The sequence below is a fragment of the Streptomyces sp. UW30 genome, from assembly GCF_008042075.1.
Lineage (GTDB): Bacteria > Actinomycetota > Actinomycetes > Streptomycetales > Streptomycetaceae > Streptomyces.
Genome location: NZ_RDBN01000037.1, coordinates 292661 through 297824, shown reverse-complemented (window position 1 = coordinate 297824; position 5164 = coordinate 292661). Strand labels below are relative to the sequence as shown.

General features: G+C 70.1%; 3 protein-coding genes and 1 pseudogene. 3 read left to right on the top strand and 1 reads right to left on the bottom strand.

Annotated elements, in window-relative coordinates; translation table 11 throughout:
- The 3 genes from sucB to aceE form a co-directional block, all read left to right on the top strand.
- On the top strand, positions 1-1077 hold a 1077-nt coding region (sucB, locus tag EAO75_RS19890; RefSeq protein ID WP_147997981.1), incomplete at its 5' end, for a 2-oxoglutarate dehydrogenase, E2 component, dihydrolipoamide succinyltransferase.
- Between the two features lie 208 nt (positions 1078-1285).
- Complete coding sequence (locus EAO75_RS19885; protein ID WP_147996426.1) at positions 1286-1915, top strand: GntR family transcriptional regulator; 630 nt, start codon at positions 1286-1288, stop codon at positions 1913-1915.
- Between the two features lie 311 nt (positions 1916-2226).
- Positions 2227-4932: a pyruvate dehydrogenase (acetyl-transferring), homodimeric type gene (gene aceE / locus EAO75_RS19880; RefSeq protein ID WP_147996425.1), complete on the top strand. Its 2706-nt coding sequence runs from the start codon at positions 2227-2229 to the stop codon at positions 4930-4932.
- Positions 4933-5073: 141 nt separating this feature from the next.
- Here the strand turns inward: aceE and EAO75_RS45965 are convergent.
- Positions 5074-5164: pseudogene (locus tag EAO75_RS45965) on the bottom strand (hypothetical protein); the annotation flags it as partial.

Sequence of the window (5164 nt, the reverse complement as noted above, 5' to 3'; positions counted from 1 at the left end):
GCCCCAGCCGCTCCGGCCGCTCCGGCCGCGCCCGCCGCTGCCGCCCCGGCTCCGGTCGCCCCCGCGGCTCCGGCTCCCGCGCCGGCCGCTGCGGCCCCGGTCACCCCGGCTCCGGCCGCTCCGGCCGCCGCCCAGCCCACCGACGAGGGCGCCTACGTCACCCCGCTGGTGCGCAAGCTCGCCGCCGAGAACGGCGTCGACCTGGCCTCCGTCAAGGGCACCGGCGTCGGCGGCCGTATCCGCAAGCAGGACGTCATCGCCGCCGCCGAGGCCGCGAAGGCCGCAGCCGCCGCTCCGGCGCCCGCTGCCGCCGCTGCCCCGGCCGCCAAGAAGACCCCGGCCCTGGAGGTCTCCCCCCTCCGCGGCCAGACCGTCAAGATGCCGCGCATCCGCAAGGTCATCGGCGACAACATGGTCAAGGCGCTGCACGAGCAGGCGCAGCTGTCCTCGGTCGTCGAGGTCGACGTCACCCGCCTGATGCGGCTGCGGGGCCAGGCCAAGGACTCCTTCGCCGCGCGCGAGGGCGTCAAGCTCTCCCCGATGCCGTTCTTCGTGAAGGCGGCGGCCCAGGCGCTGAAGGCCCACCCGGTCATCAACGCCAAGATCAACGAGGCCGAGGGCACGATCACCTACTTCGACTCCGAGAGCGTCGGAATCGCGGTGGACTCCGAGAAGGGCCTGATGACCCCGGTCATCAAGCACGCGGGCGACCTGAACATCGCCGGTATCGCCAAGGCCACCGCCGAGCTCGCGGGCAAGGTCCGGGCGAACAAGATCACCCCGGACGAGCTGTCCGGCGCGACCTTCACCATCTCCAACACCGGTTCGCGCGGCGCGCTCTTCGACACGATCATCGTGCCGCCGGGCCAGGTCGCGATCCTCGGCATCGGTGCCACGGTCAAGCGTCCGGCCGTCATCGAGACCGAGGAGGGCACGGTCATCGGCGTCCGCGACATGACCTACCTGACCCTCTCCTACGACCACCGCCTGGTGGACGGCGCCGACGCGGCCCGTTACCTGACGGCGGTCAAGGCGATCCTGGAGGCGGGCGAGTTCGAGGTCGAGCTCGGCCTGTAATCGCCGATCAGTCAGTACGACGCCCCGTCCGGAGCCCCTCCGGACGGGGCGTCGGCTTTTCGCAGGCCATCCGCAACCCCCTCAGGGCACCCGGCCCACTCACTCCGTGTAAGTCTCGTCTCACCTGCACTAAAGCCCCCTCAAGCGCCACCCCCGCGGAGCACAACGGCCTTATTGTCTAAACGTCAACGCGCCCTAAGGAGCCCTCATGACCGCCCCCGTCATCCACTCGCTGCGCGAACAGATCCGCGAGCACATCCTGGAGGGGATCATCAGCGGTCGCTGGCAGCCGGGCGAGCGAATCGTGGAGCGGCGGATCGCCACCGAGCTGGAGGTCAGCCAGACACCCGTACGCGAGGCGCTGCGCGAACTGGAGTCGCTGCGGCTGATCGAGTCCGCGCCCAACAAGGGCGTACGGGTCCGGAACCTGACGGCCGCCGACCTGGAGGAGAGCTACCCGGTCCGGGCCGGCCTGGAGGCCATCGCCGCCGAACTCGCGGCCGACCGCCTCGCGGAGAACTGCTCCGCCCTGGATCCGCACGTCACGGCCCTGTACGAGGCCGACCGCAACTCCGACGGCACGGCCCAGGTGCGGCACACCGTCGGCTTCCACCGCGAGATGGTCCGCGCGGCGGGCAACTCGGTGCTGCTGCACACCTGGGAGGGCCTCGGCATCGAGGTCTTCACGGCCCTGTCCATCCGCTGGCTGGGCACCGTGCAGCAGTCGTACGCGGAGGAGCACGAGGAGCTGGTGGCGGCCTTCCAGCGCCGGGACCCGAGGATCGCCGAGATCGTCAAGGCCCATGTCCTGGGCTGCGCCCCGCGGCACGAGCGCTGAGCGAAGCCGCTCGAACAGGTTGAGCGGCACCCCGCTCATACGCGTCCCCACCTGCGAAAACCCTGGAAAAACGCGGCACCCGGTGCCTGTCCGAAAGGCACCGCGTGCCTACTTTCTCGTGATCAAGAGGTTTTCGCCCTCCACCCTTTGATCGATCATCGATCAGCGAGTTACAGTCGCCGACGGGCCGCGCGGCGGAGCCGCATGGTGTCACAGCACCGAGGCCCTCCGCCCTGTCCTGCCAAAGACAAAAGGGCAACCCAGAACCCTTACCGATGAGGGAACCCCCTTCGACTGAGGAAGGCGGCGACATGACCGACCCCAACGCCATCCAGCCGAGCGCGCTCGACCAGCTCCCCGACCGTGATCCGGAGGAGACCGCCGAATGGCAGGCCTCACTGGACGCGGTCGCCAAGGCGGCCGGCCCGCACCGAGCCGCATATCTGATGCGCCGCACGCTGGAGCGGGCCGAGGGCACCGGCATCGCGCTGCCCAAGCTCCTCGAGACCGACTACGTCAACACCATCCCGACCGTCGCCGAGCCGTCCGCGCCCGGTGACGAGGCGATGGAGCGCCGTATCACCGCGTGGAACCGCTGGAACGCGGCCGCGATGGTGACCCGCGGCTCCAAATACGGCGTCGGCGGCCACATCGCCACCTTCGCCTCCGCCGCCTGGCTCTACGAGACCGGCTTCAACCACTTCTTCAAGGGCAAGGAGGCCGACGGGTCCGGCGACCAGCTCTACATCCAGGGCCACGCCTCCCCCGGCATCTACGCCCGCGCCTTCCTCGACGGCCGGCTGACCGAGCAGCACCTCGACCATTTCCGCCAGGAGTCCGGCGGCGACGGCCTGCCGTCGTACCCGCACCCGCGCCGGCTGCCCTGGCTGTGGGAGTTCCCGACGGTGTCGATGGGCCTCGGCCCGCTGTCGGCGATCTACCAGGCGCGCTTCAACCGCTACCTCACGGCGCGCGGCATCAAGGACGTCTCGAACTCCCACGTCTGGGCCTTCCTCGGCGACGGCGAGATGGACGAGCCGGAGTCCACGGCGGCACTGGCACTTGCCTCCCGCGAGGGCCTGGACAACCTGACCTTCGTCATCAACTGCAACCTCCAGCGCCTCGACGGCCCGGTCCGCGCGAACTTCAAGATCGTGCAGGAGCTGGAGGCGCAGTTCCGCGGCGCCGGCTGGAACGTCGTCAAGACGCTCTGGGGCACCGCGTGGGACGAGCTCTTCCAGCTCGACACCACCGGCGCGCTGGTACGCCGCCTGCGCGAGGTACCGGACGCGCAGGTGCAGACGTACCAGACCCGCGACGCCGCCTACATCCGCGAGGACTTCTTCGGCAAGGACCCGGCGCTCGTCGAGATGGCGAAGCTGCTGAGCGACGACAAGATCCTGGAGTGCTTCCACCTCTCCCGCGGTGGCCACGAGGCGCGCAAGGTCTACGCCGCCTACAAGGCCGCGGTGGAGTTCAAGGGCGCGCCGACGGTCATCCTGGCCCAGACGGTCAAGGGCCACACCCTCGGTGAGGGCTTTGCGTCGAAGAACGCCAACCACCAGATGAAGAAGCTGACGGTGGACGAGTTCAAGACGATGCGTGACCTGCTGGAGCTGCCGATCTCGGACAGCCAGTTCGTCGACGGCCAGGTCCCCTACGGCCACCCGGGCGCCGACTCCCCCGAGGTCCGCTACCTCCAGGAGCGCCGCGCGGCCCTCGGCGGCCCGGCCCCGGCCCGCCGTACGCACACGCTCGCCCCGCTGCCCGCGCCCGCCGAGAAGGCCTTCGCCTCCTTCGACAAGGGCTCCGGCTCCCAGAACGTGGCCACCACCATGGCCTTCGTCCGCCTGGTCAAGGACCTGGTCCGCGACAAGGAGTCCGGCAAGCGCTGGGTGCCGATCGTCCCCGACGAGGCACGCACCTTCGGCATGGAGTCGCTCTTCCCGTCCCTCGGGATCTACTCCCCCAAGGGCCAGACGTACGAGCCGGTCGACCGTGACCAGCTGATGTACTACAAGGAGGCCAAGAACGGCCAGATCCTCAACGAGGGGATCACCGAGGCCGGTTCGATGGCCGACTTCATCGCCGCGTCCACCGCGTACGCCACCCACGGCGAGGCGATGATCCCGTTCTACATCTTCTACTCGATGTTCGGCTGGCAGCGCACCGCCGACCAGATGTGGCAGCTCGGCGACCAGCTCGGCCGCGGCTTCCTCGTCGGCGCCACCGCGGGCCGTACGACCCTGACGGGCGAGGGCCTCCAGCACGCCGACGGCCACTCGCCGGTGATCGCGGCGACGAACCCGGCCGCGCTGACCTACGACCCCGCCTTCGCCTACGAGGTCGCGGCGATCGTCAAGGACGGTCTGCGCCGGATGTACGGCGAGGCGGCGCCGGGCGAGGACCAGAACGTCTTCTACTACCTGACCGTCTACAACGAGCCGCTCCCGCAGCCCGCGAAGCCGGCCGTGGACGGCGTGGACGAGGGCATCGTCAAGGGCCTGTACCGCTTCAACACGGCGGAGTCGGCAGGCGTGACCGTGACGGCGGCGAACGCCCCGCGCATCCAGCTGCTCGGCTCCGGAACGGCGATCCACTGGGCCCTCGCGGCGCAGAAGCTGCTCGCCGAGGAGTGGGGTGTCGCGGCCGACGTCTGGTCGGCGACGTCCTGGACGGAGCTGCGCCGGGACGCCCTGGAGGCGGACGCGGCCCTGCTGCGCGGCGAGGAGCGCACGCCGTACGTCCGTCAGGCGCTCCAAGGTGCCGAGGGTCCGGTGCTGGCGGTCTCCGACTACATGCGCCAGGTCCCGGACCAGATCGCCCAGTGGGTCGAGCAGGACTACTCCTCCCTCGGCGCCGACGGCTTCGGCCTCTCCGACACCCGCGAGGCGGCCCGCCGCCACTTCGGCATCGACGCCCAGTCGATCGTCGTCGCGGCCCTGGCCCAGCTCGCGAAGCGCGGCGAGGTCAAGGCGACGGCCGTGAAGGAAGCGCGCGAGAAGTACGGGCTGTAAAGCAGTAGCCAGGACGAAGGGGTACGGCGGCCGCCGTACCCCTTCGTTGTCAGCGGGCCCCGGCATCATGGCCGTATGCGTGCTGCCCGGCTCATCAAGATGGTGCTGCTTCTCCAGTCCCGGCCCTCCATGACCGCCGCCGAACTCGCGGGCGAGCTGGTCGCCGAGCTGCCACATCTGGTCGGCGGTGCGCTGCCAGCCGAACATCGAGTAGAAGATGTAGAACGGGATC

Excerpts from the sequence above, each read along its gene's own strand:
- EAO75_RS19885 (WP_147996426.1), top strand. The coding sequence starts at position 1,286 with ATGACCGCCCCCGTCATCCACTCGCTGCGCGAACAGATCCGCGAGCAC.
- aceE (WP_147996425.1), top strand. The coding sequence starts at position 2,227 with ATGACCGACCCCAACGCCATCCAGCCGAGCGCGCTCGACCAGCTCCCC.